General features: G+C 57.8%; 13 protein-coding genes and 1 riboswitch. Of the genes, 9 read left to right on the top strand and 4 right to left on the bottom strand.

The window, feature by feature from the left end; genetic code table 11:
• Positions 1-370: 370 nt before the first annotated feature.
• Positions 371-8,863: a GH36-type glycosyl hydrolase domain-containing protein gene (locus ACIQT8_RS19290; RefSeq protein ID WP_400968441.1), complete on the top strand. Its 8,493-nt coding sequence runs from the start codon at positions 371-373 to the stop codon at positions 8,861-8,863.
• A gap of 456 nt (positions 8,864-9,319) precedes the next feature.
• Here ACIQT8_RS19290 and ACIQT8_RS19285 read toward each other — a convergent pair whose 3' ends face one another.
• On the bottom strand, positions 9,320-11,083 hold the full coding sequence (locus tag ACIQT8_RS19285) for a glucan ABC transporter ATP-binding protein/ permease (RefSeq protein ID WP_138795222.1): 1,764 nt from the start codon (positions 11,081-11,083) through the stop codon (positions 9,320-9,322).
• A gap of 328 nt (positions 11,084-11,411) precedes the next feature.
• Here ACIQT8_RS19285 and ACIQT8_RS19280 point away from each other — a divergent pair, with 328 nt between their 5' ends.
• The 6 genes from ACIQT8_RS19280 to ACIQT8_RS19255 all read left to right on the top strand — a co-directional run bounded on the left by ACIQT8_RS19280 (position 11,412) and on the right by ACIQT8_RS19255 (position 20,033).
• Positions 11,412-12,149, top strand: a complete 738-nt coding sequence (locus tag ACIQT8_RS19280) for a LuxR family transcriptional regulator (protein WP_138795223.1) — start codon at positions 11,412-11,414, stop codon at positions 12,147-12,149.
• Positions 12,150-12,337: 188 nt separating this feature from the next.
• On the top strand, positions 12,338-15,799 hold the full coding sequence (gene pyc / locus ACIQT8_RS19275) for a pyruvate carboxylase (RefSeq protein WP_400968436.1): 3,462 nt from the start codon (positions 12,338-12,340) through the stop codon (positions 15,797-15,799).
• Positions 15,800-15,931: 132 nt separating this feature from the next.
• On the top strand, positions 15,932-16,711 hold the full coding sequence (locus tag ACIQT8_RS19270; RefSeq protein ID WP_400968433.1) for a DeoR/GlpR family DNA-binding transcription regulator: 780 nt from the start codon (positions 15,932-15,934) through the stop codon (positions 16,709-16,711).
• Positions 16,712-16,743: 32 nt separating this feature from the next.
• Entirely contained in the window at positions 16,744-17,934 is a 1,191-nt protein-coding gene (locus tag ACIQT8_RS19265; RefSeq protein ID WP_262523440.1) for an MFS transporter, read from the top strand.
• Between the two features lie 119 nt (positions 17,935-18,053).
• The gene (gene ispG / locus ACIQT8_RS19260; RefSeq protein WP_262523439.1) at positions 18,054-19,304 is read left to right on the top strand and encodes a flavodoxin-dependent (E)-4-hydroxy-3-methylbut-2-enyl-diphosphate synthase; all 1,251 of its coding nucleotides are present in this window, start codon (positions 18,054-18,056) and stop codon (positions 19,302-19,304) included.
• A gap of 66 nt (positions 19,305-19,370) precedes the next feature.
• Positions 19,371-20,033 carry an OmpA family protein gene (locus ACIQT8_RS19255; protein WP_138795228.1) on the top strand — a complete coding sequence of 221 codons (663 nt, stop codon included), beginning with the start codon at positions 19,371-19,373 and terminating at the stop codon, positions 20,031-20,033.
• Positions 20,034-20,068: 35 nt separating this feature from the next.
• Here ACIQT8_RS19255 and ACIQT8_RS19250 read toward each other — a convergent pair whose 3' ends face one another.
• Positions 20,069-20,983, bottom strand: a complete 915-nt coding sequence (locus ACIQT8_RS19250; RefSeq protein WP_400968427.1) for a polyprenyl synthetase family protein — start codon at positions 20,981-20,983, stop codon at positions 20,069-20,071.
• A 171-nt stretch (positions 20,984-21,154) separates the two neighbouring features.
• Here ACIQT8_RS19250 and mtgA point away from each other — a divergent pair, with 171 nt between their 5' ends.
• The gene (gene mtgA, locus ACIQT8_RS19245) at positions 21,155-21,865 is read left to right on the top strand and encodes a monofunctional biosynthetic peptidoglycan transglycosylase (RefSeq protein WP_178340615.1); all 711 of its coding nucleotides are present in this window, start codon (positions 21,155-21,157) and stop codon (positions 21,863-21,865) included.
• Between the two features lie 5 nt (positions 21,866-21,870).
• On the opposite strand, the gene ACIQT8_RS19240 is transcribed toward mtgA, so the two are convergent.
• On the bottom strand, positions 21,871-22,890 hold the full coding sequence (locus ACIQT8_RS19240; RefSeq protein ID WP_400968424.1) for an aldose epimerase family protein: 1,020 nt from the start codon (positions 22,888-22,890) through the stop codon (positions 21,871-21,873).
• A 67-nt stretch (positions 22,891-22,957) separates the two neighbouring features.
• Positions 22,958-23,884, bottom strand: a complete 927-nt coding sequence (metA, locus tag ACIQT8_RS19235; protein WP_400968421.1) for a homoserine O-succinyltransferase — start codon at positions 23,882-23,884, stop codon at positions 22,958-22,960.
• 80 nt (positions 23,885-23,964) lie between these two features.
• Positions 23,965-24,041, bottom strand: a riboswitch (SAM riboswitch).
• Between the two features lie 90 nt (positions 24,042-24,131).
• Here metA and ACIQT8_RS19230 point away from each other — a divergent pair.
• Positions 24,132-24,785, top strand: coding sequence for a thiamine diphosphokinase (locus ACIQT8_RS19230; RefSeq protein ID WP_400968418.1), 654 nt, complete (start codon positions 24,132-24,134; stop codon positions 24,783-24,785).

The raw sequence follows: 24,785 nt of genomic DNA, 5'->3' as shown, positions 1-24,785 counted from the left end.
GGGGCAATCCCGCTTTTTGCCGGAATGGGAAGACGGAAAAGGGGAAGCCGCCTTGCTGACGTTGTTTTCGCTTTGGGGGAGCATGCGAAATCCGTATGGAACGACCAAGTTTTGCGGCTCGTCCTTTCCGGTTTTTCTCACGAATATCCGCCAGCTATGGAATTTGAGTGCTTCAGCCCTGCATGCAGCAGGCTTTAGGCTGAGCGGTGAAACGGGCGCGGGAATGCGCCACGTTTTTTGCCGGTTCAGCAAAGGTTCATGAAGAACGCGACATATAACTGCGGTTTTGTTTTCATGATGCTTTCAGCAATATGATGCAAATGCCGAGCAAGACGAGCAACGCACCTAAACCGTTTTAGAATACGAGCCGATGTCATTTCATATTACGCCGCCTGCCGCCGCCCGTGATTCCGAAGCCAAACAGATCGATCACAACGATTCGATCCGTGCTTCCTACATGACGATCGAAGAATTGTATGAGGCCGGTGCCGCGCTTTCGCGCGACGGTGCTGACAGCCTCCCCGGTTTCATGGAGTTCGATTTCTTCGAACGCCATCGCGAAAACGAGAAGGAAATCCTGCGCGTCTATCGTACCACCGCGGTTGACGCGGAAAACGGTGCGACGATTACGCCCGCCGCGGAGTGGCTTCTCGACAACCACTACGTGATCGAAGAAGCGATCCAGGAAGTCCGTCGCGATTTCCCGCGCAAGTTCTATCGTCAATTGCCGACGATGACGGTTGGTGGCGTCACCATACCCCGTGTCATGGCGCTCGGCTGGCTTTATGTGGCGCATACGCACAGCACTGTGACGCGCGAAAACATGACGGCACTGGTGGACGGTTATCAGACGTCCAAGACGCTGCAGATCGGCGAGTTGTGGGCGTTGCCGTCGATCATCCGTTTTGTTCTCATCGAAAATCTCCGCCGTATTTCTATTCGCGTCGAGCGTTCGCGCCGCATGCGCCAGAAGGCGAATGAGGTTGTCGACGAGATTATCCGTCTCAACGATGCGGAAGCCTCGGCTGCTCTGCTTGGTCAGGTCAATTCGCTGGTCGATGATCCGACCTTTGCGACCCAGTTCCTCTATCGCCTGAGAAATGGCTCTCAGACCTCGGGTTTTGCACTGGCCTGGCTGGAAGAACGTTTGCATGCTGCCGGTACCGACGCCGAAAACGTCATGATGGCTGAGCACAACCGTCTGGCCTCCGGCAACGTGACGATGGGTAACATCGTCAAGAGCCTGCGCGAAATCGACGATACGGAGTGGTCGGTCTGGTTTGAGGAAGTCAGCCACATCGACAAGGTTCTCCGCGAGGAAACCGACTACGAAACGCTCGATTTCGGTTCGCGCAACACCTATCGCAACACAATCGAACTTCTGGCGCGACGCTCGCCGAAAACCGAAGTGGAGGTTGCCCGCGCTGCTGTTGAAATGGCGCGTACGCTTCAACCTGTTGCGGGGTCAGACAGCCGCGTCAATGTCGGCTCCGTGCTCGTCGGGCAAAGCCGATTCGAGCTTGAAAAGCAGATCGCCTACAGGCCGTTGGTCTCCCAGCACATCGTAAGATCGATGCGCCGGTTCAACTGGCTGTCGATCGCGGCGCCGGTTCTTCTGATTACGGCCGTGGCAATGTGGGCCGTGGGCTGGTTCCTGGCTGAAGCTGGAATGCCCTGGTATGTGGTTACCGCGTTCCTGCTGATGTTCGCCCTGCCGGCTTCGGAAGGCGCAACTGGTCTCTTCAACACGCTGGTGACCTTCTTTGTGAAGCCGTTCCGCCTGGTCGGATACGAATTCAAGAACGGTATTCCGGACGATGCGCGAACGCTGGTGGCCGTGCCCTGCATGTTGACCAGCCGCGATAGCGTTGATGAAATGATGCGCAACATCGAGGTGCATTATCTCGCCAACCCGCATGGTGAAATCTATTTCTCGCTGGTGAGCGACTGGCGCGACGGACAGCAGGAGCAGTCCGGCGACGATATCGAAATTCTCGAATACGCCAAGCGCGAGATCGCTGCACTGAACAGCCGTTATGCCTTTGATGGCAAGACGCGATTCTATCTGCTGCACCGCCGCCGGCTCTATAACCCGGCAGAAGGCTGCTGGATGGGGTGGGAGCGCAAGCGCGGCAAGCTGCATGAACTGAACATGCTGCTGCGCGGCGACAAGGATACAACCTTCCTCGGCGGCGCGAATGTCGTGCCGGCCGACGTTAAGTACGTCATGACGCTGGACGCCGATACGCGCCTGATGCGCGACGCTGTGACCAAGCTGGTCGGCAAGATGCATCATCCGATCAACCGTCCGGTGATCGATCCGGTCTCGGGACGCGTCGTGGAAGGTTACGGCCTGCTGCAGCCGCGTGTTACGCCGTCGCTGACAACCGGCAAGGATGCCTCCGTCTTCCAGCGCGTCTTTTCGATCAACCGTGGGATCGACCCCTATGTCTTCACGGTGTCTGACGTCTATCAGGATCTGACCTCTGAAGGGACGTTCACCGGCAAGGGCCTCTATGACGTGGATGCCTTCGAAGCGGCGCTGAAGGGTCGCATCGAGGAGAACTCCATTCTCAGCCACGACCTTCTCGAAGGCTCGTTTGCGCGCTGCGCGCTGGTAACCGATGTCGAGCTGGTAGAGGATTTCCCGACCCGCTACGAAGTTGAAGTCTCGCGCCAGCATCGCTGGGCGCGTGGCGACTGGCAGCTTCTGCCTTACATCCTCGATCGGGCACGCGGCGTGACCGCAATTGGCCGCTGGAAGATGGTCGACAACCTGCGTCGTTCTCTGACGCCAATTGCGTGGTTCTTCGCGTCCGTACTGGGCTGGTACTTCATGGACCCGCTTGGCGCGCTGATCTGGCAGATCCTGCTGATCTTTTCGCTGTTCGTGGCACCGACGCTCTCGCTTCTTTCCGGTCTAGTCCCGCGTTCGACGGATATCGTGCCACAGGCGCATTTCCACACGATCTGGTCTGAGATCCGGGCAACCAACGCTCAGGTCGCGCTGCGCATCGTCTTCATTGCCGATTCCGCCTGCATGATGACAGATGCTATCGCGCGTTCGCTTTATCGCCTGCTGGTCAGCCACAAGCTGATGCTGGAATGGCGTACCGCTGCCTCGATGCAATCCAGCGCACAGAGCAGCGTGGTCGGTTATTATCAACAGATGTGGCATGCTCCGGTCGTTGCGCTTCTCGGCCTGCTGTTTGCAGCGCTGCCTGGCGATAACGCATTCCTGATTGGTATTCCTTTCGCACTGTTGTGGGTTCTGTCGCCTGCCGTCGCCTGGTACGTCAGCCAATCGGCTGAAACCGAAGACCGCATGTTCGTGTCGGAACATGTTTCGTTCGAACTGCGCAAGATCGCGCGCCGGACTTGGCGTTACTACGAAGCCTTCGTGACGCCGCAGGAAAACTATCTGCCGCCGGACAACTTCCAGGAAACGCCGGAGCCGATCGTTGCCTCGCGCACATCGCCAACCAACATCGGCGTTTATCTGCTGTCGGCAATCTCGGCACGCCGGTTTGGCTGGATCAGTTTCGCTGAAACCATCGAGCGGATCGAAAATACGATCACGACCGTTGAGAAGATGGAGAAATATCGCGGCCATCTCTACAACTGGTATCATACGGACACACTGCAGACGCTTGGTCCGCGTTACGTCTCCGCTGTCGACAGCGGCAACCTTGCGGGTCACCTGATTGCCGTTTCGTCGGCCTGCCGCGATTGGGCTGAAGCACCTTCCGCACATCTTCAGGGCAATCTTGACGGTATTGGCGATGTTGCCGGTATTCTGCGCGAGACGCTGAAGGCGCTGCCGGATGACCGCAAGAACCTCCGTCCGCTGCATCGCCGGCTGGAAGAGCGCATTATCGGCTTCTCGAACGCTCTGGCTTCGGTCAAGCGTGAGCATGAGTTCGCTTCGATCCGTGTGATCAATCTTGCGGTTCTTGCGCGCGACATCCAGAAACTCGCCACCAATGTGGACCACGAGGTCAAGTCGTCGCAGAGCACCGAGGTTACCCGCTGGGCGCAGCTATTGGTGGAATGCTGTGAGGCGCATATTGCCGACAGCGCGATCGATCTCACCAACATGGAACCGCTTCGTCAGCGTCTGGCGTCGCTGCGCGACCGTAGCCGCAACCTTGCCTTCTCGATGGACTTCACGTTCCTTTACCGCAAGGATCGCCGTCTTCTGTCGATCGGTTACCGGGTCGAAAGCAAGGAACTCGATGAAGCCTGCTACGACCTTCTCGCGTCCGAGTGCCGTCTGACGAGCCTGTTTGCCATCGCCAAGGGCGATCTGCCGACCGAGCACTGGTATCGCCTTGGTCGTCAGGTCGTGCCGATCGGCGCTCAGGGTGCCCTGGTGTCCTGGTCTGGCTCGATGTTCGAATACCTCATGCCGCCTCTCGTCATGCAGGAGCGTCAGGGTGGTATTCTCAACCAGACCAACAATCTGATCGTCAAGGAACAGATGAACCATGGCCGCCGCCTCGGCACGCCATGGGGTATTTCCGAAGCGGCGTTCAACGCCCGCGATCACAACATGAACTATCAGTACACCAACTTCGGTGTGCCGACGCTTGGTCTCAAGCGTGGCCTCGGCCAGAACGCCGTCATTGCGCCTTATGCGTCGATCCTCGCCAGCCAGTACGATCCGGAAGGCGCGCTGGAAAACCTCGACAAGCTGCGCAAACTTGGCGCGCTTGGCCAGTACGGTTTCCACGATGCGGTCGACTTCACGCCGACCCGCGTGCCGGACGGCAAGGTCTGCGCGGTGGTCTATAACTACTATGCACACCACCATGGCATGTCGATTGCGGCCGTTGCCAACGTCGCTTTCGACGGCGTGCTGCGCGAACTGTTCCATTCCGACCCGGTCATTGAGGCGGCGGAACTGCTTCTGCAGGAAAAGGCACCGCGAGAAGTGCCGGTGATGAGCGCCAAATACGAGCCGGAGACACCCGGTAAGGAGCAGGCGGATCTCTTGCGTGCGGAAGTCCGTACCATTGCCGATCCTGCTGTTCGCGATCGTGAAGTGGTATTCCTGTCGAATGGTCATTACTCGACCATGCTGACATCCACCGGTGCCGGTTATTCCAAGTGGAATGGTCAGGCGATTTCCCGCTGGAAGGCCGATCCGACCGAGGATCGTTGGGGAACCTTCATCTTCCTGCGCGATACGTCGTCGGGACAATGGTGGAGTGCGACCGCAGAACCGCGCGTGATCGAAGGTGAAAAGACGAAAACGGTCTTTACTGACGACAAGGCGGAGTTCCACAAGGCCGTCGGCGATCTGCAAAGCGTCGTTGAATGCATCGTGGCGACTGAACACGATGCCGAAGGCCGTCGCGTCACACTGCTCAATGTCGGTTCGGAAGATCGCTACATCGAAGTGACGTCCTATATGGAGCCGGTCATTGCGTCCGAGGATGACGACAATGCGCATCCGCTGTTCTCACGTATGTTCGTGCAGACCGAAATCGGTCGTCGTGGTGATGTTATCCGGGCATGGCGCAATCGCCGCGGCCCGAGTGATCCGGGCACGGTCATCGCGCATCTGGCAGCAGACAATGCAGGCCCATCGCGTCCGACCGAGTTCGAAACCGACCGCGCGAAGTTTATCGGTCGTGGCCGTTCGCTGGCGGAAGCTGCCGCTTTCGAAAGCGGTGCCACGCTTTCGAGCACCGACGGTTTCACGCTTGATCCTGTACTTTCGCTGCGTCGGACCGTTCGCGTTCCTGCCGGCAAGAAAGTCAGCGTTATTTTCTGGACGATTGCGGCGCCAAGCCGTGAGGAAGTCGACAAGGCAATCGATCGTTACCGCCATCCGGACGCCTTCGCGCATGAACTCGTTCACGCCTGGACGCGTACGCAGGTACAGATGCGCCATGTTGGCGTCACATCGCAGCAGGCTGCGGCATTCCAGCATCTTGGTCGCTATCTGACCTATCCGGACATGCATCTGCGTGCCGACTCAGAGACGCTGAAAACCGGTCTCACCTCGCAACGCGCGCTTTGGCCGCTGGCGATCTCGGGCGATTTCCCGATCTTCTCGCTGCGCATCAACGATGACATGGATATGGACATCGCTCGCGAAGCCTTGAGCGCGCACGAATATCTGCGTTCGCGTGGTGTGATCTTCGATCTCGTCATCGTCAATGAGCGCGCAGCGTCCTACGCGCAGGATATGCAGCATGCGCTGGATCATATTTCCGAAGGCCAGCGCCGCATCAATCCGGCAGACGGTGGAAGACCGCATGTCTTCTCTGTACGCCGTGACCTGATGGATGAGGAAACCTGGGCAGCTTTGCTGGCGGCGTCGCGTGTGGTTTTGCACGTTCGCAATGGCAAGATTGTCGACCAGATCAACCGCGCCGTGTCGCTTTTTGCTGCACATCGCGGTCCGGACGGCGGCGCCGAAGCAGCGCTTGCGCGTCTGCCTGCACCGGCTTTCCCGGTTGCCGAACCGGTCGAGGATGCGGACGATCTGGATTTCTGGAACGGTTTTGGCGGCTTTGCCAAGAGCGGTCAGGAATATGTCGTGCGTCTGCATGGCGGCCAGTCGACACCACATCCGTGGATCAACGTCATTTCCAACGAAAAATTCGGCTTCCATATTTCGGCCGAAGGCGCGGGTTTCACCTGGAGCCGCAATTCGCGCGACTACCAGTTGACGCCATGGAGCAATGATCCGGTCATCAATCGTACGGGTGAGGCGTTCTACGTATCCGACGTCGAAACCGGAAAGGTTTATACGCCGTTTGCAACCCTCTCGCGTGATCCGGAAGCATTTTTCGAAACACGTCACGGTCTCGGCTACTCCGTGTTCACCGGCAAGGCCGACACGGTTGAGATCGAGGTTACGCAAACGGTCGACCGCGAAAAGCCACTCAAATATTCGCAGGTCATTGTTCGCAACAAGGGCACGAAGAGCCGACGCTTGAAGGTCTATTCCTATGTGGAATGGATTCTTGGCAACAATGGTCAAAAGTCTGCCCCGTTCATTCTGAGCAGGCATGACGCTGAAAGCGGTGCGATTTTCGCATCGAACCCATACAGCATCGACTACAATGCCCGGACCTCGTTCCTGACACTGGATAGCGAGGCAAGCGGTTTCACCACCAGCCGTCGCGAATTCATTGGCAGGTATGGTTCCATACAGGCTCCTCAAGGTGTTGTTTCCGGTGCGGCTCTGGCTGGTAACACCGAGGTGGATGGTGATCCCTGCGCAGCACTGATGCAGGAAATTCATCTGAAGCCGGGCGAAGAACGTCACATGATGTTTGTCCTTGGTGATGCCGATAGCGAAGAAGAAGCCCAGTCGCTGGTGAAGGATGCGCGGCGCGCTGACTTCCAGATGGCGCTCGAAGAGAGCAGGGCATTCTGGAACGGATTTACCGGTCAGCTCCAGGTGACCACGCCGGATTCCGGTTTCAACCATATGGTCAATAACTGGCTGCCGTATCAGGCGCTCGCCTGCCGCATCCTGGCCAGAACGGCTTTCTATCAGTCGAGCGGCGCTTTCGGCTTCCGCGATCAGCTTCAGGACACACTGGCGTTCCTCCTCTACAAGCCGGATCTTGCCCGCAGCCAGATCCTGCGAGCAGCCGGGCGCCAGTTTGTCGAAGGCGACGTGCAGCACTGGTGGTTGCCACTGACTGGCGCGGGCGTTCGCACGACCATCTCCGATGACGTTGTTTGGCTCGCTTATGCGGTCAACCAATATCTGTCGGCGACGGGAGATGCCTCCATTCTTGATGAGAGCATTCCGTTCCTCAAGGGATCGGCCTTGATGCCGGGTCAGCACGACGCCTTCTTCCAGCCGGAAACCAGCGAAAAGTCTGCAAGTCTTTACGACCATGCAGCATTGGCGCTCGACCTGGCGATCCAGAGAACCGGAGAAAATGGTCTGCCGCTGATTCTGGGTGGTGACTGGAACGACGGCATGAACCGCGTCGGCGTTGGCGGCAAGGGCACGAGCGTCTGGCTCGGATGGTTCCTGGCCGGTGCGTTGCGCGATTTCATCGCGATTGCCGAAAAACGGGGCGACGACGCGCATGTCGCAAAGTGGTCAGCCCATCGCGACAAGCTGCGTGCGGCACTCGAGACAGCCGGCTGGGATGGTAGCTATTACCGTCGTGGCTACTTTGATGATGGTGCACCGCTCGGTTCTGCCACCAGTGAGGAGTGCCGTATCGATTCACTTGGCCAGAGCTGGAGCGTTCTATCCGGTGAGGGTGAGGAAGGTCGTTCGCGTCAGGCAATGGATGCCGTGCTCGAACATCTGGTCGATGAAAAGACGGGCATTATCCGCCTGTTCACACCGGCTTTCTCGCAGACGTCGCATGACCCGGGTTACATCAAGGGTTATCCGCCGGGCGTGCGTGAAAACGGCGGCCAGTATACGCATGCGGCAACCTGGGTGGTTCTTGCACTCGCAAAGCAGGGTCGTCATGACGATGCCTGGAAGTGCTTCAAGCTGCTCAACCCGGTCAATCACGCGCTGGACCGTGACGCTTCGCAGACCTATCGCGTTGAACCATACGTGGTGACGGCTGACGTTTACGGTGGCGATGGCTACGCGGGACGTGGTGGCTGGAGCTGGTATACGGGGTCGGCCGGCTGGCTCTATCGCGCGGCTGTTGAAGGTATCCTCGGCATTACCCGTGTCGAGGGCAAACTGCACATTGCACCGGCGCTGCCGGACGACTGGAGCGGCTTCTCGGTCAAGATCACGCTGGACGGCAAGACACGGGATATCGTCGTCAGCCGTAAGGCGGGCTCTGGAGATGTCATCGTATCTGTCGATGGTAAGGCAGCGGCCACAAAGAACGGTATGGCAAAGATCGCCTGAGCGATGGCTCGAGTCTGAAGGCCGGATCAACAAGAGCCCTTGCGATCAGCAGGGGCTTTTTTATTGCCACAAAAAGTCGAGCTTCGTTAATCCGTACGGGGGGGAGGCAGAAAGTTCGGGAGCTCGGCGGTTACCGCCTGCTTTCAGATCGACGTCGCTAAGTGCGCGCGTCGCGCCCAACGGCGGCTTCGATATCCTGTGACACGGGCATGTTTCCGAAAGCGGCTCTGCCTCTGGTCTGCGGATCTGCCAGCCACGCATCCTCTGGTGATCAATTAAGGGGATGGAGAGTTGGCGACGTCCGGTTCATTGGCTCAGCAGAGGGCTGCTGATAGGCTGACTGTGGTGTTGATTGCGTATCGTGGATCAACCCGACGTGTCACCTCAGCCAGATACAAAAAAGGGCGGACATTGCCTGTCCGCCCCCTTTGAGCATTGTTTTGTTCTTGGAGCTGTTTAGGACGCGATGGCCTTCGGCTGTCCGTTGCCACCTTCATCCGTCAGCAGGCCGCTGGCACGCAGAAGCGAGGTGAAGCGTCCGCCACGTTGGCTCAGTTCATCAAACGTACCCTTCTCGATGATCCTGCCCTGATCGAGGAACAGCACGAGGTCGGCGTCGCGGACTGTCGAAAGGCGGTGCGCGATGATGAATGTCGTACGGTTCTTTCTCAGCGCATCGACAGCAGCCTTCACGCGGGCTTCCGTCTCCACATCGAGCGCACTGGTCGCTTCGTCCAGAACAAGGATTGGCGCGTTCTTCAAAATGGCGCGTGCGATGGCAATTCGCTGGCGCTCGCCGCCTGAAAGCCGGTTACCACGTTCACCCACCTGGGTCAGATAGCCATTGATGCGGCTGTCGATGAAATCCGTTGCTGCCGCTGCTGCCGCCGCTTCGATCACCTCTGCATCGGTCGCCGATTCACGGCCAAGTCTGATGTTTTCCTTGATCGAGCGGTTAAGCAGTCCGGCGTCCTGGAACACTGTCGCGATCGAGTTTCTCAGCGACTGTTTCGTGACGGTGGAAATATCCGTGCCATCAATCAGGATCTGACCGGAATTCGGGTCGTAGACACGCTGTAGAAGGTTGATGAGCGTGGTCTTGCCTGCACCTGTCGGACCGACGATGGCAACCGTCTCGCCAGCTTTCGCCGTGAAGGAGATGTCATGAACGCCCTGTTTGGTGTTGGCAAAACCGAAGTTGATGTTCTTGAATTCCACGGTGCCGGAAACGTTGGTGAGTTCGCCGGCATTGCCCGGCTCCTCGCGCTCCTTGACGGAATCTTCCAGAACGAAAAAGTCCTCGAGCTTGGCGCGGGCTTCGAAAATCTGGGTCACGAACTGACGCATCTGGTCGAGACGACCAATCAGCAGGTTTGCAAAGCCGATGAAGGCGATAACGTCGCCGACACGCAATTCACCGTTCTTCACGAGAATGGTGCCGATGACGAGAATGATCATCATCGAAACGGTCGATGCTGTGCGGTTGAGGGCGCTGGCAAAAGCCCACCAGTCGAGAACTGGATACTGGGCGCTCAGGAGCTTTTCTGTGAATGATTTCAGCGCCTTCGTTTCAGCTTCGATACGATTGTAGCTATGCAGAACCGAAACGTTGCTGATGGAATCGCTCACATGCGCAAAGACGCTGTGATAATGTTCTTCGACGGATGCCTGGCCATCTTTCGTCCGGCCCATCACCCATTTGCCGATGAACCAGTAGACGATGCCAAGGCCGATCAGCACGAAGCTGAGGCGCATATCCATCGACATTGCGGTCGGCACCAGAAGCACCAGGGCCACGAAGGTTGCCAGGTGCGTGCGCATGAATTCCAGCCACAGGCCGAACAGCGTTTCACTGGCGCGCAGCAACGTGTGCAGAGCATTCGATGTGCCGCGCTGGTGATGCCACGACAGCGGCATGGAGATGATCCGGCCGAAGGCTTCCGTCAAAAGCGTGGCGCGACGACCGTGTGCCAGCCTGTCCGCCTCACGGGCGACAGCGACGTAAGCGACTGTGTTGAACACGCCAAAGCCCGCCCAGAGCGCAAGAATGGCCGTGACGTCGGAGCCTGACGAGATGGCATCGATGATGCGCCCGAACAGCACGGGTTCGGCGATGGTGATGGCCGCCAGGATGATGTTGGCAACGACGACAACCGTCACACGCCATTTGTGGACGGTCAGATAGCGCAGGGCGCGCGTGTAAACCTGAAACAAAGTCAAATTTTCAATCCAATCCGTGCGTCTTTTTCATGCGGTTGATGGGTTAACTTTCAAACCCTTGCGTCTCGATAGACGGCGAAACTGGCGGGATTATCGCTCTTTCTGTCTGAATGGCGGCTTAACAAACGTCTCACCGTTGTTTGAAGCAAACGATGCGCGCGTAAAACGGTTCGCAGTTGCCCTAACAAGATTTTGCGGTATCGTTTCAGTGATTGATAACGACGTTCGGCGCAATCTCGTCTGACCGGCGCCCGAATAACATGACGTCATCGCGGGACCATGTCCAACAATCATCCGTCAACACTGCCAGCTTCGGGCATGCGTCCTTATGCATAATATCGTTCATTTCATTGCCAAATGTCATCAGATCGCGAACGTGGATGATGTCCAGTCCGAGTTTGCCGCTCTTCTGCAGGAGTATGGTTTCGACTATTTCCTTGTCAGCAGACGCATGGCCGGCGACCTGACCTCAGGGGGATATGTCCTCGCTCAAAACCTCCCCGACGGCTGGATGGACGTTTATCGCGCCAAGAAGTACAGCCTGGTCGATCCGGTGAAGAAACTGATTGGCCTGGTGCACAAGCCATTTCATTGGAAAGATGCGCTTGGTGAACTGCCTCGCGCCATGCATCGCAAACGTGCTGTCAGCTTTTTCCACGACGCCAGCCGTTATGGACTGCAGGGCGGTTACGCGTTTCCGGTGCACGGACGTGCGGGTTTCATCGGCGCGGTTTTCATTGGCGGCGAGGACCGGCAATTGAAGGCGGCGGATATCGAATTGTTCGATTCCGCCATGCGTGCCGTATTCTGGCGTCTGCTTGATCTTTCCGGACAGGCCAACGCCATTCTCAATCTTCCTGAAATGTCTTCCCCCGAACTCACCAAAAGAGAGATGGAGGTGCTGAGGCTCATGGCTGAGGGCATGACGTCGACGGAAATCGGGCGGCAGCTTTCGATCTCAAGTCATACCGTGGACTGGTACATCAACGGGATTCAGCGCCGCTTTAACGCGAAGAATCGCCAGCATACCGTTGCGCTTGCATTTCGGCGTGGACTGCTCAGTTAGCCTGATCTCTAAAGCCACGCCTTTGGCACCGTGAAGTTGGCCGAAGTTTTTCAATCGATTTAAAAATTCTATGCCCCCAGAGGGCCGGAGCGATCGCTTCCGGTCGGAAATGGTCTTTCCAAGATCGTTTTTTGCTGCTTAATTTCGCGGTGCAGCAGAAAACTTCTTTTGTTTCTGGGGAGACAGTCTTGAAAATTTCGAAACTACTTGTCGCCAACCGCTCTGAAATAGCGATCCGTGTTTTCCGGGCAGCGAATGAGCTTGGAATAAAAACGGTCGCGATTTGGGCCGAGGAGGACAAGCTGTCTCTCCATCGTTTCAAGGCGGATGAGAGTTATCAGGTCGGTAGGGGGCCGCACCTGACGAAAGACATGGGACCAATCGAAAGCTACCTTTCGATCGAGGAGATCATCCGGGTCGCGAAGTTGTCCGGTGCGGATGCGATCCATCCCGGTTACGGCCTTCTGTCGGAGAGCCCTGAATTCGTGGAGGCCTGCAACAAGGCAGGAATCATATTCATTGGACCGACGGCCGACACGATGCGTCAGCTCGGCAACAAGGTTGCTGCGCGCAATCTCGCCATTTCGGTCAACGTCCCCGTTGTACCGGCCACCGATCCATTGCCCGACGATATCGCCGAAGTGGAGCGAATGGCTGAAGAGATCGGCTACCCGGTGATGTTGAAGGCGTCCTGGGGCGGTGGTGGTCGCGGCATGCGCGCCATTCGCAAGAAAGAGGACCTTGCACGTGAAGTGACGGAAGCCAAACGTGAGGCCAAGGCGGCGTTCGGCAAGGACGAGGTTTATCTCGAAAAGCTGGTCGAGCGCGCGCGCCACGTCGAAAGCCAGATTCTCGGCGACACACATGGCAATGTCGTTCATCTGTTTGAGCGCGATTGTTCGATCCAGCGACGCAACCAGAAGGTTGTGGAGCGTGCTCCGGCACCTTACCTCAGCGAAACACAGCGACAGGAACTTGCCAATTACTCGTTGAAGATCGCCGCTGCGACAAACTACATCGGTGCCGGCACTGTCGAATATCTGATGGATGCGGATACGAACAAGTTCTACTTCATCGAGGTCAATCCGCGTATCCAGGTCGAGCATACCGTCACCGAGGTCGTGACCGGTATCGATATCGTCAAGGCGCAGATCCATATTCTCGAAGGTGCCGCCATCGGCACGGCAGAATCGGGTGTTCCGAAGCAGGAAAACATTCGCCTCAACGGTCATGCGCTCCAGTGCCGTATTACGACTGAAGACCCCGAACATAACTTCATTCCTGATTATGGCCGTATCACTGCTTATCGTTCGGCTTCCGGCTTCGGTATCCGTCTTGACGGCGGTACCTCGTATACGGGCGCGGTGATTACACGTTACTACGATCCGCTGCTGGTCAAGGTGACCGCCTGGGCGCCGGGACCTGAAGAGGCAATCAGCCGCATGGATCGCGCCCTGCGCGAATTCCGTATCAGAGGTGTTGCGACAAACCTCACCTTCCTGGAAGCCATCATCGGCCACACGAAATTCCGCGACAATACCTATACAACGCGTTTCATCGACTCCACGCCGGAGCTGTTCGCGCAGGTCAAGCGCCAGGACCGTGCAACGAAGCTTCTGACCTATCTGGCCGATGTCACGGTCAACGGTCATCCTGAAACCAAGGGTCGCGCAAAGCCATCGGACAAGGCAGCCAAGCCGATCGTGCCCTATATCGATGCCCCGACGCCGGGTGGCACGAAGCAGGTTCTCGACAAGCTTGGCCCCAAGGGCTTTTCGGAGTGGATGCGCAATGAAAAGCGCGTTCTCGTCACTGATACGACCATGCGTGACGGGCACCAGTCGCTGCTAGCGACGCGTGTGCGGACCCACGACATTGCTGGTGTGGCGAGCGCCTACGCCAAGGCGTTGCCGCAGTTCCTCTCGCTCGAGTGCTGGGGTGGTGCGACCTTCGACGTTTCCATGCGCTTCCTGACGGAAGATCCATGGGAGCGTCTGGCCCTCATCCGTGAGGGTGCACCAAACCTTCTGCTGCAGATGCTTCTGCGCGGCGCCAATGGCGTGGGTTACAAGAACTACCCCGACAACGTGGTGAAGTACTTCGTTCGTCAGGCGGCCAAGGGTGGCATCGATCTCTTCCGCGTGTTCGACTGCCTGAACTGGGTCGAGAACATGCGCGTCTCGATGGATGCGATTGCCGAAGAGAACAAGCTCTGCGAAGCGGCGATCTGCTACACGGGCGACCTCCTCAATTCCGGGCGTCCAAAATACGACCTCAAATATTATACGGGGCTTGCGGCCGAACTGGAAAAGGCCGGTGCGCATATCATCGCCGTCAAGGACATGGCGGGTCTTCTGAAGCCTGCGGCTGCCAAGGTTCTGTTCAAGGCCTTGCGTGAGGCGACCAGCCTGCCGATCCACTTCCACACGCACGACACGTCCGGCATTTCCGCCGCGACCGTTCTTGCGGCTGTGGACGCGGGCGTGGACGCTGTCGACGCCGCCATGGATGCGTTCTCCGGCAACACGTCGCAGCCGTGCCTTGGCTCCATCGTCGAGGCACTTGCCGGCACCGAGCGCGATACGGGTCTCGATGCAGAATGGATTCGTCGTATTTCTTTCTATTGGGAGGCGGTCCGCAACCAGTACGCGGCGTTTGAAAGCGACCTCAAGGGACCGGCATCCGAAGTTTATCTGCATGAAATGCCGGGTGGTCAGTTCACCAACCTCAAGGAGCAGGCGCGTTCGCTTGGCCTCGAAAGCCGCTGGCACGAGGTGGCGCAGGCCTATGCCGATGCCAACCAGATGTTCGGCGATATCGTCAAGGTCACGCCATCCTCCAAGGTTGTCGGCGACATGGCGCTGATGATGGTCAGCCAGGATCTGACGGTTTCCGACGTCGAAAATCCGGACAAGGAAGTCTCCTTCCCCGAATCCGTGGTGTCCATGCTCAAGGGTGATCTTGGCCAATCGCCGGGCGGCTGGCCGGAAGCGCTGCAGAAGAAGGCGTTGAAGGGAGATGCACCCTATACTGTGCGTCCCGGTTCGCTTCTTGCCGACGCCGATCTGGATGCCGAACGCAAGACGATCGAGACAAAGCTCGAGCGTTCGGTCAACGACTTCGAGTTTGCCTCTTACCTGATGTATCCGAAGGTGTTCACCGATTTTGCCCTGACGGCAGAAACCTATGGCCCGGTCTCTGTGCTGCCGACTCATGCCTACTTCTACGGCATGGAAGACGGTGAAGAGTTGTTTGCCGATATCGAGCGCGGCAAGACGCTGGTGATCGTCAACCAGGCGTCATCCGGCACTGATGACAAGGGCATGGTGACGGTGTTCTTCGAGATCAATGGTCAGCCGCGTCGCATCAAGGTGCCAGACCGGGCGCATGGAGCGACAGGTTCGGCCGTACGCCGTAAGGCTGAGCCCGGCAACGCTGCCCAGATCGGCGCACCGATGCCGGGTGTCATCAGCCGCGTTTTCGTCAATCCGGGGCAGGCCGTAAAGCCTGGAGACGTGCTGCTTTCCATCGAAGCCATGAAGATGGAGACGGCGCTGCACGCCGAGCGTGAGGGCACTATTTCTGAAGTCCTCGTCCGCCAGGGTGATCAGATCGACGCAAAGGATCTGCTTGTGACCTACGCAAGCTAATGCCGTCATCGCGACATTGCATCTGACGACGCATTGCGCCCGCCCTTTGGCGGGCGTTTTGCTGTTGCGCTTCTGAGAAAACTCAAATATGCATGTTTGTGCACGTTTTTACATGTTTATCCGTGAAGTGAAATGAACGAACATTTTGTCAGTGAGCGACAGGCGCTCATTCTCTCTCAATTACGGCAAAACGGTCGTGTGTTGGCGCAGAATCTCGCGGAGAGTTTCTGTGTGTCCGAAGATACGATCCGGCGTGATTTACGTGATATGGCGGGCAGAGGTGAATGCCAGCGCGTTTACGGCGGCGCCTTGCTTGCCGAAAGCACGACGGTGCCGCTGAAAACACGCATGGCAGAAGATGCTGATCGCAAAGAGCGTCTTGCCGCCGCGGTCGTGCCGCTTCTTGAACCAGGGATGGTTGTCTTTATCGATGCCGGTTCGACCAATCTTGCCATTGCACGGGCAATCCCCGCTGATTTGAAGCTGACTGTTGTCACGAACACCCCAGCCATTGCTGCAGAACTGACGGGGCGAGCCGGCATTGAACTGGTATTGATCGGTGGCAAGGTCGATCCGCTGGTCGGCGCCGCCATTGACGCCATGGCGTTGCGACAGCTCGAATTGATGCGGCCTGATCTCTGTGTCCTCGGTGTTTGCGGCATGACGCTCAGTTCGGGATTATCCGCCGATGTCTTTGAGGATGCCGTGTTCAAGCGGCTCGCCTGCAGTGCCAGTGAGCAGGTTGTTGCTGCTATCACGACGGAAAAGCTTGGCCACAAGGCAGCTTTTCATGTGCATGATCTGACGCCTTCTCTTTGTCTCGCGCTGGAGCGCGACATTGAGCAGACGACTGCCGATGCGCTTGCGGCGCACGGCGTGAATATCCGTTTTGCCGATACCCACGCGGCTTAACCCGCCCGCGCTCACGTTTGAAGGATTTTTAGATGAACGGTCCTGCGAGTTTCGCACCCACACCGGCGCGCTCTTCGTACTTCACGCGACACCGGCTCGGCGTTTCGCTGTTGTTCCTGATGAACGGCTTCATGATGGGGTCATGGGCACCGAAAATCCCCGAATTTTCAACCCGCCTCTCGCTGAGCGAAAGTGCGCTGGGTCTGGTCATTCTGGTGTTTGGGGTCGGTTCACTGCTGTTCATGCCGATTGCCGGTTCACAGATCGCGCGTTTCGGATCGCGCACCGTGTCTCTCGTTTCGGCGGTGCTTTTTCTTCCGACGCTGCTGTTCATCACCTGGGCCAACACGATCTGGGCCGGTGTCATTGCCGTTTTCCTGTTCGGCGGTCTGACGGGGGCAATGGACGTTGCCATGAATGCCAATGCGGTTGCCGTGGAACGGGACATGCGCAGGGCCATCATGTCCTCCTGTCACGCATTCTGGAGTCTCGGCGGTCTGATCGGCGCGGGCTTCGGCGGCTTTCTGATCACGGCCATCGGCGTGCACGGCCATGCGGTTGCGCTGACGCTGGTCGCACTGGTCCTCCTCGTCATTGCCTGGCCTCGCACTCTCGCTGATCGTCCACACCCGGAAGAAGAGCGGCCGAAGGGCGGCTTGCCGCTGACGCCGTTGCCCTGGATCATCGGTCTGATGGCTTTGTTTTCGATGGTGCCGGAAGGCGCAATCCTTGACTGGGGCGCCCTTTATCTGCGCAACGAGTTGGGTGCGTCCGTTTCGCAGTCCGGTTTTGCCTTCGCTGCGTTTTCATTGACCATGGCTGTCATGCGCTTTGCCGGCGATCTGGTCAGGGACCGCTTCGGCGCCGTCAACACCTTGCGTTTCTGCTCGACGATTTCGATCATCGGTTTGTTGACCGCCGGCCTTGCAGAAAATTCGACCCTGGCAATCATCGGTTTTGCCGTGGCCGGGATCGGCATTTCCAACATGGTGCCGATTGCCTTTTCTGCCGCCGGTAACATGCCTGGCCTGGCGCCTGGGATCGGATTGTCTGTCGTCACGACCATGGGGTATTCGGGGATTCTCGTAGCGCCCTCGGCCATCGGGTTCATTGCCGAGCACACCGGTCTTGCTGTTGTCTTCTTAGGTCTACCGCTGCTGCATGTTGTCGTCTTGCTGCTTTCGAAGCTTGCACGGCATGCCGACGGCGCTGGACGGGAATAGTCGTCTCGAATTTTGCCACGATTGCGGTAAAGTAGAAGCTCACGTGCGTTGGGTGTTGACAAGGCCTCCCCCTTGTTTCACCTCAATAGCCATATTTTGCCGCAAGCTCAGAGACCAAAATGACGTCACACGCCGATTTCGACCCGAAGCCCCGCCGCGCATCTGTTGCTGTCGATGTGGGTGGTGTTATCGTCGGCGGCGGCGCGCCTGTCGTCGTCCAATCGATGACCAACACCGATACGGCGGACATTGACGCTACCGTGCAGCAGGTGGCGGCGTTGTTCCGGGCCGGTTCGGAAATCGTCCGCATCACCGTCGACCGCGACGAAAGTGCTGCAGCAGTGCCGAAAATCCGCGACCGCCTGTTGCGTCTTGGCATGGACGTACCGCTTGTCGGCGACTTCCATTATATCGGTCACAAACTTCTGGCCGACCATCCTGCCTGTGCGGAGGCGTTGGCGAAGTACCGCATCAACCCCGGCAATGTCGGCTTCAAGGACAAGAAAGACAAGCAGTTCGGCGAGATCGTCGAGATGGCGATCCGTTACGATAAACCCGTACGTATCGGCGTGAACTGGGGTTCGCTTGATCAGGAGCTGCTGACTGCCCTGATGGACAAGAACAAGGAAGAGGGGTTTCCGCTCTCCGCTCGCCAGGTGACTCGCGAGGCGATTGTTCAGTCTGCGTTGATTTCCGCCGAGTTGGCTGAAGACATCGGGCTGCCGCGCAATCGTATCATTCTTTCGGCCAAGGTCAGCCAGGTACAGGACCTCATCGCGGTTTATTCGATGTTGTCGGAACGCTCCGATCACGCACTGCATCTTGGCCTGACCGAAGCAGGTATGGGCTCCAAGGGTATCGTCGCCTCGTCCGCCGCTATGGGTTACGTGCTCCAGCACGGTATCGGCGATACGATCCGCGTGTCGCTGACACCGGAACCCAATGGTGACCGCACCCGCGAAGTTCAGGTTGCTCAGGAACTGTTGCAGGTCATGGGCTTCCGTCAGTTTATTCCTGTTGTTGCGGCATGTCCCGGTTGCGGCCGCACCACGTCCACGGTGTTTCAGGAACTGGCGCAGAATATCCAGAACGATATCCGCAAGAACATGCCGGTCTGGCGTGAAAAATACCCCGGTGTTGAAGCGCTCAACGTTGCGGTCATGGGCTGCATCGTTAACGGCCCGGGTGAGAGCAAACATGCCGACATCGGCATTTCGTTGCCCGGAACCGGTGAAACGCCGTCGGCTCCGGTCTTCATCGATGGACAGAAAGCGCTCACCCTGCGCGGCCCTAACATTGCCGCCGATTTTGAAGCGCTTGTGATCGACTACATCGAAAAGCGTTTTGGCCGGAAAGACGCGGCGGAGTAAAGAGTACCGTGAAAAGGCCGGAATCCCTCTGTCATACCTCCTGAACCTCTCGGAGCATCAAAACACATGATAAAAAAAATCGCGATTGTTGCCCTTTGCGGGACCTATCTCTCCGCCTGCACGACCACTGACCCCTATACGGGCGAGCAGAAGATGTCCAACACGGCCGGCGGTGCGGGTATCGGTGCCGTCGTCGGTGCGCTCGGCGGTCTTGCCGTTGGTGGCTCGCCGGTCGGTCGTCGCAACGCCGCACTCATCGGCGCCGGTATCGGCGCGCTGGCTGGCGGTGCGATCGGCAACTACATGGATACGCAGGAATCGGAACTGCGTGCGCAGTTGCAGGGTACCGGCGTGTCTGTCACCCGTCGCGGCGACAACATCGTTCTGAACATGCCGTCGAACATCACCTTCGCAACCGACCAGGACCAGGTCATTCCGCCATTCTACGCGACGCTCGATTCGGTTGGTATCGTGTTGAACAAATTCAACCGCACCCTCATCGACATCAACGGTCACACAGATTCCACCGGCAGCCTGCAGCATAACCAGGCGCTTTCTGAACGCCGTGCGGCGTCTGTCGCGAATTATCTGGGTGCGCGTGGTGTCGACCAGCGCCGTATCTCGACGCTCGGCTTCGGTCCGTCGCAGCCGATCGCATCCAATGCGACACCGGATGGCCGCGCGCAGAACCGCCGCGTTGAAGTTCTGATTTCGCCGCTCAAGGGCTGAGAAATCGATGAAAACGCTGGGCCGGAGTTTCCGGCTCAGCTCTTGCGTTCGGCGATGAACCGCGCTGCCGCAACGAGGATATCGGCCTTGGCGCCATACGGCGAGAGAAGCTCTGCCGCCTCGTTTACCTGCTCACTCAGCTTTTGACGTGCCCAGTTTTCGCCGCGCAGGGCAACCAGCGTGCCCTTGCCACGTGCTGCATCTTTACCGGTCGCCTTGCCCATGGTCGCAGCATCGGCCGTCAGATCCAGGAGGTCGTCAGCAAGCTGAAAGGCAAGACCAATCTTCTCACCGAAAAGACGCATTCTTTGCCGCTCAGACGCGTTGCTCCCGGCGATAATGGCGCCAGCCTCACACGCAAAGCGGATAAGCGCACCGGTTTTCATCGCTTGAAGCGTGACAATGCCCGCCTCATCAGGTGCTTCCTTTTCAGCGGCAAGATCCAGCGCTTGCCCGCCTGCCATGCCACCTATTCCGGCAGCGCGCGCCAGTGAAAGCACAAGTGCAGCCTTGCGATCTGCCTGCAGCGGATTGTTGTCCGAGGCGATGATGTCAAACGCCAGTGTCAAAAGGCTGTCGCCGGCGAGAATGGCGGTGGCTTCATCAAATTTGCGATGAACTGTCGGTTGACCGCGACGCAGATCGTCATCGTCCATGGCCGGCAGATCGTCATGAACCAGAGAATAGCAATGAAGGCATTCGAGTGCTGCGCCGACATGGTGGGCTGCCTCGTCGTTGCCGCCCAGTAGCGCCGCACTTTCTATGACGAGAAAAGGCCGCAACCGTTTGCCGCCATTCAGCACGCCATGGCGCATGGCGTCGAGAAGGTTTTGAGGGCGAGCGATTTCGTCCGGGCCCACGTCGCTTGAGAGCAGGCGTCCGAGCAGGGCTTCGGTCTTTGCCGCGCTGTCGCGCAGCTTCGTTTCAAAAGTCGTCATTGCAGCGTCCATGTGGCGCTCTTTGGCATGCCGTACGTCGGCAAGCAAACCTTTTCGTGATTCCTTGCGGGAACCCATTTGAGCGGACTCGCCTTGAACATGGCAATGGAATATGAAAGGTTTTTATAAGCCTGGGTGGGGGAAACATTGAGCAGCACGCCTGAAAGCGACGCAGACTACGCCGTGCTGGCGGAAGACCGGAGCAGTCCGAAGGTGGATTTTCGCACGTTGGCAAAGCGTTTCGTCATGTTTTTGCTGGCATTGCTGATCCTGCCTTACCTGCTGATTCCCGTCTATGCGCTTCCTTTCATGCGGCCCGTTTCAACGTTGATGCTTGCCGATCTTGTGACTTTGCAGGGTTACGACAGGCGCTGGGTGCCAATTGAGGACATTTCTCCACGTCTTGTTCAGTCGGTGATGATGTCCGAGGACGGGCAATTCTGTTTCCATGGCGGCGTTGACTGGAACCAGATGCAATCTGTGGTGACGGATGCGCTGGAGGGGGCTTCAACGCGTGGTGCCAGCACCATTCCGATGCAAACGGCAAAGAACCTATTTCTCTGGAATGGACGATCTTTCCTGCGCAAGGGGCTGGAACTGCCGCTTGCCGTGGTCGCCGATTTCGTCTGGTCCAAAAAACGGATGATGGAGATTTATCTCAATGTTGCCGAATGGGGCCCAGGTATCTACGGCATCGAAGCGGCCGCCCAGCATCATTTCAAGGTGCCGGCCTCGAAGCTGACCCAGAGGCAGGCGGCGCTTCTCGCGGTCTCATTGCCCAATCCGATCGACCGTGTCGCCAGCAAGCCAGGGCGTGGCCTGCAACGGCTCGCGGGCGTTATCGAACGACGCGCCCGCGCATCCGGCGCCTATGTCGGCTGTGTGCTGGACTAAGCCAGTCAGCCCTTCTTGAAAATGTAATCCGTTTCCTGACGCAAGGTCTCGCCTGGGCGCAGGATGGCATGCGGAAAATCGGCGTGGTTGGGGGCGTCCGGCCAGTTCTGCGTTTCAAGGCAGAAACCGGCAAAGGGGCCATAGGTCCGGCCGTCGAGGCCCGGAACCGGAACGTCGAGTTTGAAGGCGGAATAGAATTGCACACCGGGCTCAGTCGTGTGTACTTCAAGCGCGATGTCGGATGCCGGTGCGTAGACGCGCGCTACTTTGCGCTTGGCCCGGCGCTCGGGCGAAAGGCAGAAATTGTGGTCGTACAGAACCTGCTCGCCATTGTCCTTGCGTCGCATCGGTGTCGGGTGGCGAAGGTCGAAAACCGTGTCATCGACGGGGCGGATTTCACCTGTCGGAATCTGCTGTTCGTTGGTCGGCAGATAATAGTTCGCGGCAATTTCGATCTCGTGGCCAAGTGCCGTGTCAGCACCGTCCAGATTGAAATAGGAGTGCTGGCAGATGTTGGCGATGGTCGCCTTGTCGGTGGTTGTTTCGTAAACGACAGAAAGCACGCCGCCGTCGAGGATCGTGTAGGTCGCCGTGACAGTGCAGTTACCGGGATAACCGGCGCGGCCGTCCGGATCGATGATTTCCAGAACAACATGGCTTTCGCCGTGCTCCATCAACATCCAGTTGCGTTTGCCCAAGCCGTCGCTGCCACCGTGAAGATGGGTAACGCCTTTTTCATTCAACTCGAGTTGGTACTCGTGGCCGTCGATCGAGAACTTGCCGCCACCGATACGGTTGGCATTGCGGCCGGGCGTCGCGCCGAAATAAGAGGAGTACTTGTAGTCCTCGAACTTGTCGAAGCCGAGAACGAGTGGCGGCTGGTGGCCGTCGAGGCGCAGATCCTGAATGACTGCGCCCCACGTGATGACCTTCGCGGTCAGTCCGCCCTTGGATATGGTGACACGCTCGACCTTTTCTCCGGTTGCTGTGAAACCGAAATTTTCCCGTGCCGGCACATCGCCCATTCCTGCTCTCCCCGCTTGTAATGACCGGCGGACGTTGCGTTATTTTGCGACGATGTGCAATCGCGTTTTATGCGGCAAGCTCTCCGATAGCGTCGAGATCGTAGGGGGTCGTCTGGTATATCTCGTTGATCCAGTTTCCAAAAAACAGATGCGCGTGGCTTCGCCAACGATTGAGCGGGGTCAGTTCCGGATCGTTGTGGGGGAAGTAGTCATGCGGCAGCTTTATGGGAACCCCGGCGTTCACATCGCGGAAATATTCGTCCGAAAGCGAGGTCGAATCATATTCGACGTGGTTGAACATGTAGAGCCGGTTGCCCTGCTTTTCATGCACCAGGCACACGCCCATTTCTTCCGATTCCATCAGGATTTCCAGATCGGCGCGCTTTTCGATATCGGCGCGACGCACCTCCGTCCAGCGTGACACCGGAACCTGGAAGTCGTCGGAAAACCCGTTCAGATAAATGGAAGACGGGCTGAGATTGCGGTGACGATAAACGCCGAAAGCCTTTTCCTTCAACTCATGCTTCGGCACGCCATGGAAGTGATAGATGGCTGCCATCGCGCCCCAGCAGACATTGAGTGTCGAATGGACGTTGGTTTGCGTCCATTCGAAAATCTTCTGCATCTCGTTCCAATAGGTGACGTCTTCATAGGCGAGCGTCTCGACGGGAGCGCCCGTGATGATGAAGCCATCGAACTTGCGGTGGCGAACCTCTTCCCACGTCTCATAGAAGGAAAGCAGATGCTCTTCCGGCGTATTTTTCGCGCGATGACCGCCAATGCGCACCAGCGACAACTCAACCTGCAACGGTGAGGCGCCAACGAGGCGAGCCATCTGTAGTTCGGTTTTGATCTTGTTCGGCATGAGATTCAAAAGTCCGATCTGGAGCGGGCGAATATCCTGCCGGATAGCCGCCGTTTCGGTCATGACCCGTACGCCCTCATGCACGAGGGTTTCGAAAGCGGGCAGGGTATCTGGAATTTTGATCGGCATGTTGAAACTCTCACTTTCAGGCCGCCAAAGGCCGTGAAAACAAAAAAACCGGTAGCGAAATCGCAACCGGCTCCAGGAAATTGCCTTTTTCCTCGACCCTTTAGCGACTTCTTTAAAGTGGCTGCAAGCCGGTCGGCAAATCACCACTGGCGGATTACATAATCCTGTCGAGGCGGAAAATCAATATCGGCGGTTTTCTGCGGGTTTCAGCCTTTCCATTTCGCTCCTACCTGCGATAAGGCAAGGCATGGAAACAGAACGCTTCACCATTCTGCTTGGCGGAAATGTCACCGTCACGGATCGCCTGAAAACGGTGGTGTCGGGGACGCGTGTCATCGCTGCAGACAGTGGCATGCGCCATGCCAAAACGCTTGAGCTGTCGCCGGAACTTTGGGTCGGGGATTTCGATTCCGCTGAGCCGGGTCTTCTCGACGAATGGCCGGGCATTGAACGGCAACCATATCCAGCGGCAAAAGCTGTTACCGACGGCGAGATTGCCGTTTCAGAGGCGATTGCCCGTGGGGCTCGTTCGCTTGTGCTGGTCGGCGCTTTCGGAGGGGCAAGGAGTGATCATGCGCTTCAGCATTTCCTGTATGCCGTCGCACTTGCCGAGCGTGGTTTCGATGTCGTTTTGACATCCGGTGACGAGGAAGCTTATCCGTTGCTTCCTGGCGCGCTTGATCTCGATCTGCCAGCCGGTTCCTTGTTTTCCGTTGCCGGTATTTCCATACTTGAGGGGCTGAACATTGCCAATGTGCGCTATCCGCTAACGGAGTTCGCGCTTGCTTTCGGTTCATCCCGCACTATTTCCAACGTCGCAAATGGCGGTACGGCGCATTTTTCGCTGAAAAGCGGAAAAGCTATCGTGCTTGCCCGACCCTATGATCTGACCGGAGCCTGA

This window comes from Agrobacterium sp. NPDC090273, from assembly GCF_044772305.1.
Classification (GTDB): Bacteria; Pseudomonadota; Alphaproteobacteria; order Rhizobiales; family Rhizobiaceae; genus Agrobacterium.
The sequence above is the reverse complement of the archived record's forward strand: the minus strand, read 5'-3'. Positions and strand labels throughout refer to the sequence as shown.